This window comes from Microcystis sp. LSC13-02, assembly GCA_002282935.1.
Classification (GTDB): domain Bacteria; phylum Cyanobacteriota; class Cyanobacteriia; order Cyanobacteriales; family Microcystaceae; genus Microcystis.
The window spans coordinates 1-5,235 of record MTBT01000152.1 but is presented as its reverse complement, the minus strand read 5'-3'; the positions used below and the strand labels follow the sequence as shown (position 1 = coordinate 5,235).

The window sequence follows — 5,235 nt, the reverse complement described above, 5'->3', positions numbered from 1 at the left end:
TCCCAATCCTATTTTCTTGCACTAACATCGGATTTTAACAGGTCAAAAGCCTTATTTTAAAAGGGTTTTACCATTATTCAGCAAGCCCTAAATAAATGCCATACACTAGCAAACTCATAGATGGTCAAGGATTCCCAGAAAAGAAAGAGCGCCACGATGCCGTAGCTATCGCCCCTCCTAAAAGAATTATTAACGTCCAGACCTGATTTTTCTGGGTTCCCTCAACCTTTTCGAGCCTTCTATCCATCCCATCGACTTTCTCAGTCAGTTTAGCTTGTCCCACCTCTAACTTAGTTAGCCGTTCGTCAATTTTGTCGATTTTGTGGCTAACTTCCTTAATACTGTCTTTGATTTCCTTGAGAACAGCTTCTAGGGAATAGGTAACGGTTTCGTTAGACATTTTGGTAAAATCCTTTTGACACTTCCCGCTCTAAAAAGACGGGGATTCTTGGTTCACAGAGATTACTTGCTTAGACAGAATTGCTTCTGAAGTTGACAACCCATAAATTAAAAGTCGCCCGACCCTACACTAAAGGGCGGGGCTTTAACCCAAAATTTTTGGTAAAGCTCCATCTAAATAGGCTTCTCGCTGGGCTTCTTGGCTAATATCTGCGATTTCTTCCTCTGTTTTACCCATAAATCGCAAAACATCCTCTACTGAAATTGGAATAGCGGAACCATGGGGATCCTTCCATTCTGGTAGATCGTGAGTCCATTCGGCTACAAGAAAGGGATTGAGATGGCCAAAAGTGTTGTAAACCTGTTTAAGAATCATTTCTTCTTCTTCACAGAGTTCTTCATTGCCGGGATATTGCAGCAGGTCAACATAATTAGAATCGCGGGGAGAAATATATTTCGACCACAGGGGTAAGGCAGAGTCCACGGGTTGTCCTTTAATCAAATCATAAACACCACTGAGAACCGGTCCATAATCCATTGATACATATCTATCCCCGGTAATTGGTTGATCCATGGTTTTTAAAGCACGACGGTCAGCTATATAGAGCATTTTCAGCAACCCTAAATACTTCATCGGTTTGCCGTGTAGCTTTAAGAGTATAGCAGCGGCTTCCACTGTTTTCTCTGGATGAAACCGAAATTTGATCGTCATAACTACTATAAATTCACTGCTTTTTTATGACACTTTTATTACACTTTTATTATAGTTATTATTCTACATCGGCCACATTTAAGATTTTGTCCCAGTGGTTGAGGCTTCTAGCCTGATTTCTAAAAGATGCTGCCATCGGCTGCTATAGGTATGATCGAGTTAAACCTTAGCCCAAGAGTCTAGCATGGAGATCGAACGTCTTAACGCCCTTTCCGATAATTATATTTTTCTCCTCTACGATCGCGCACAAAAAATCGCAGCCGTGGTGGATCCGGCCGAACCTGAACCCGTTTTCAGGCGATTAGAGGCTTTACAGGTGGATTTAGTCGCTATTTTCAATACCCATCACCACGGCGACCATGTGGGGGCTAATCAGGCTTTAATTAATCGTTATCCCCATCTTTGTGTTTATGGGGGAAAGGAGGATCGCGGTCGCATTCCGGGCCAGCAGCTGTTTTTAGAGGAGGGGGACCAGGTGGAATTTGCCGGTCGCTGGGCCGAGGTTTTCTTTGTCCCCGGCCACACTCGCGCTCATATTGCCTACTATTTTCCCCCGGTTAACCCCGGAGATTACGGCGAGTTATTCTGCGGTGATACCCTGTTTTCGGGGGGTTGTGGTCGTTTATTTGAGGGAACACCGGGGCAAATGGTGGCTTCTTTAACTAAATTGCGATCGCTGCCTGACCAGACCCGGGTTTGGTGCGCTCACGAATATACGTTAAATAATTTAAAGTTTGCCTTGACAGTTGACCCTAATAATGCTGCTCTGCAACAGCGTTATCGGGAAGTGGAGAAAAATCGCGCTGAAGATATTCCCACGATTCCGGCAATTTTGGGGACAGAAAAGCTGACTAATCCTTTTTTGCGCTGGGATAGTCCCGCTTTGGAAATGACCATGGATAGCAGAGAACCAGTACAAGTGTTTGCACGGCTGCGGGGGAAAAAGGATAATTTTTAGCAGTAGCGGCGTCAAAAAAAACGATCGATCCTGAGAATACAGGATCGATCGCGTTATCGGATCAGATTACAAGCTCAAGGGTTGCGGATCTAACTTCAAATCGGCAAGACTGACATCACCGTGACCATTTACCGTCACCTCTAGAGGCAAATTGCCGTGATAAGCTTGGATTAAGAGGTTTTTTAAGTCCTCGATCAGGGGATAACGGGGATTGGCTCCGGTACACTGATCATCGAAAGCTTGTTCGGCTAAATGGTCTAATTTGGCCATAAATTCGGCTTCAGTTTCGGGAATTACCTCTTTAATACTGGCCGGAATACCGATTTCCCGTTTTAAACATTCGATCGCTAATACCAATCTTTCCACACTTTCGGTCTCGCTTTCTCCTCCCAATCCCAGGGAATGGGCGATCCTGGCATAGCGCCATTTCACGTTAGGATATTTGTACTGAGAGAAGGTGGCCTGTTTAAAGGGGGCATCGGTGGCATTATAGAGGATGACGTGGGAAATCATCAAGGCATTGGCGAGACCGTGGGGAATGTGGAAAATGGCCCCCAATTGGTGGGCCATGGAGTGACAGATGCCTAAAAAGCCATTAGCGAAGGCCATTCCTGCCATTGTCGCCGCATAATGAACTTTTTCCCGCGCTTTCGGGTCTTTAGCTCCGTTATGATAGGAACTGGGCAGGTATTTAAACAGCAGTCGGATGGCATCTTGAGCAAGAGCATTAGTATATTCTGAGGCTAAAACCGAGACGTAGGCCTCAAGAGCGTGAGTTAAAGCGTCAATTCCGCCGTAGGCTGTCAATTTTTTCGGCATATTCAGCACTAATTCCGGATCGACGATGGCCATGCTGGGAGTTAGGGCATAATCTGCCAGAGGATACTTAATATTATTACGGCGATCGGTAACAACAGCGAAGGGAGTCACTTCCGATCCTGTTCCCGAAGTGGTGGGAATACACACCATCAGAGCTTTTTGACCTAAAGGGGGCAATTCATAGACTCGTTTGCGGATATCCATAAAGCGCATGGCCAAGCTCTCGAATTCTATCTCTGGATGCTCGTAGAGTAGCCAGATGATTTTGGCCGCATCCATCGGGGAACCGCCACCGATAGCGATAATCACATCGGGATTGAAGGTATTAATCACATTTAACCCCCGTTCGACGGTTTCTAGGGAAGGATCGGGTTCCACATCATAAAAGATATTAACCGTGATGCCGATTTCTTCTAAAACTTCCTCTAAAGCTGCGGTAACTCCTAGGTCAAAAAGAGGTTTATCGGTGACAATAAAGGCCCGTTTTTTGCCGGCTAATTCCCGAATAGCGATCGGTAATGACCCGTATTTAAAATATACTTTTGGTGGTACTCGGAACCAAAGCATATTTTCCCGGCGCTCGGCCACGGTTTTAATATTTAACAGGTGGCTAGGTTCGACGTTTTCGCTGATGGAATTACCGCCCCAAGTGCCACAACCGAGGGTTAAACTAGGATCGAGACGGAAGTTATAGATATCACCGATCGCACCTTGAGAGGAAGGGGTATTAATTAATACCCGGGCCGTTTCTACGTTGTCTTCAAAGCGCTTAATATGTTCCCGATTTGAGGGAGATGTATAAAGCACGGCCGTATGACCTCGACCCGCAAATAAGACCAGTTTTTCGGCTTTTTTCACCCCATCTTCAAAGTCTTTCGCTCGGTACATAGCTAAAATTGGCGAGAGTTTTTCGTAGGAAAATGGTTCTTCTAAGCCAATATTTTCTACTTCTCCGATTAGTAATCGGGTATCTTCTGGAACATAAATTCCAGCTATAGCGGCTAATTTTTCCACCGATTGCCCGACGATATCGGGGTTGATATGACCATCTTTTAGGAGAATCTCGGTGACTTTTTCCCTTTCTTCGGGGGAAAGAAGATAGGCCCCGCGATCAATAAATTCCTGTCGAACTTCCTCATAGATGCTATCGACAACGATTACCGATTGTTCCGAGGCGCAAATCATGCCGTTATCGAAGGTTTTACTGAGAATAATCGAGGAAACGGCCATTTTTATGTGAGCGGTTTCGTCAATTAAAGCGGGGGTATTGCCAGCGCCGACTCCTAAGGAAGGTCTTCCCGAAGAATAGGCCGCTTTTACCATCCCGGGGCCGCCGGTAGCGAGGATTAAATTAATGCAGGGATGTTGCATTAATGCTTGGGAAAGTTCCACCGATGGCTGATCGATCCAACCAATAATACCAGCCGGCGCTCCCGCTTTCACGGCCGCTTCCAAGACAATTTTGGCCGCTGCGATGGTGCAGTCTTTGGCTCGCGGATGGGGGGAAAAAATGATGCCGTTGCGGGTTTTCAGGGCAATTAGGGCTTTAAAAATGGCTGTAGAGGTGGGATTTGTTGTGGGTACGATCCCCGCTAAAATGCCCACGGGTTCGGCGATTTTTTGCAGACCAAAGGATTTATCTTCTTCGATGATGCCGCAGGTTTTGCTGTGTTTATACTTGTTGTAGATGATTTCTGAGGCAAAATGGTTTTTAATCACTTTATCCTCTATTACTCCCATCCCGGTCTCTTGTACGGCCATTTTAGCCAGGGGAATGCGAGCGTTGTTAGCTGCTAATGCCGCTTTTTTGAAGATAAGATCTACTTGTTCTTGGCTATAGTTGGCAAATTGTTGTTGAGCTTTTTTTACCTGTTGAATGAGTTCTTCTAGCTCTTGTCTATTGGTAACTGTCATAACAATTTTGTAGATAAAATTACGCTTTTTATTCTCTTATAGCGTTTTTCGGCAGGGGATTCGCTTAATCTTGGGATTTTCTTTATAGTTTCCTAAGCATTGGTATTATAGGATACTAATCCTAAATCCATTGAGCATAGGTAACATATCAGGACAGGCACTCATGCAAAGGGGAGAATAAATAATCAGTTTTTGATAACTGGATTTAGTATAAATTAGGATTGACCAGTACCTAGAAAAAGTTTGAGGACAGAGACTCAATGATCAAGTTACCAGAAATTCAAGCCGGTGTTCGAGAAGCTGGTTCTATTCCGCGCTCCTTGAGTGAAAAGTTTAAAGTTGAGGCTCTTCGGTTTGTGTTATGCAATGGACGGGGGTTATAAGGGATGGAACCCTTATATAGAAAGGCATTTAGCGATTTTTGTCAATTGTT

General features: G+C 44.8%; 4 protein-coding genes. 1 reads left to right on the top strand and 3 read right to left on the bottom strand.

The genetic code is table 11. The features are described 5' to 3' along the window. Window positions 1-124 precede the first annotated feature (124 nt). Window positions 125-400: a hemolysin XhlA family protein gene (locus BGL89_RS09170; protein WP_002739175.1), complete on the bottom strand. Its 276-nt coding sequence runs from the start codon at window positions 398-400 to the stop codon at window positions 125-127. Window positions 401-544: 144 nt separating this feature from the next. Continuing rightward, window positions 545-1,111, bottom strand: a complete 567-nt coding sequence (locus BGL89_RS09165; RefSeq protein ID WP_286825452.1) for a Panacea domain-containing protein — start codon at window positions 1,109-1,111, stop codon at window positions 545-547. A 184-nt stretch (window positions 1,112-1,295) separates the two neighbouring features. Here BGL89_RS09165 and gloB point away from each other — a divergent pair, with 184 nt between their 5' ends. Continuing rightward, entirely contained in the window at window positions 1,296-2,069 is a 774-nt protein-coding gene (gene gloB / locus BGL89_RS09160) for a hydroxyacylglutathione hydrolase (protein ID WP_286825451.1), read from the top strand. Between the two features lie 66 nt (window positions 2,070-2,135). Here gloB and adhE read toward each other — a convergent pair whose 3' ends face one another. Continuing rightward, window positions 2,136-4,802 carry a bifunctional acetaldehyde-CoA/alcohol dehydrogenase gene (gene adhE, locus BGL89_RS09155; RefSeq protein WP_286825450.1) on the bottom strand — a complete coding sequence of 889 codons (2,667 nt, stop codon included), beginning with the start codon at window positions 4,800-4,802 and terminating at the stop codon, window positions 2,136-2,138. Window positions 4,803-5,235: the final 433 nt, after the last annotated feature.

Coding starts and splice junctions, on each gene's coding strand:
- BGL89_RS09170 (WP_002739175.1), bottom strand. CDS start 400: ATGTCTAACGAAACCGTTACCTATTCCCTAGAAGCTGTTCTCAAGGAA.
- BGL89_RS09165 (WP_286825452.1), bottom strand. CDS start 1,111: ATGACGATCAAATTTCGGTTTCATCCAGAGAAAACAGTGGAAGCCGCT.
- gloB (WP_286825451.1), top strand. CDS start 1,296: ATGGAGATCGAACGTCTTAACGCCCTTTCCGATAATTATATTTTTCTC.
- adhE (WP_286825450.1), bottom strand. CDS start 4,802: ATGACAGTTACCAATAGACAAGAGCTAGAAGAACTCATTCAACAGGTA.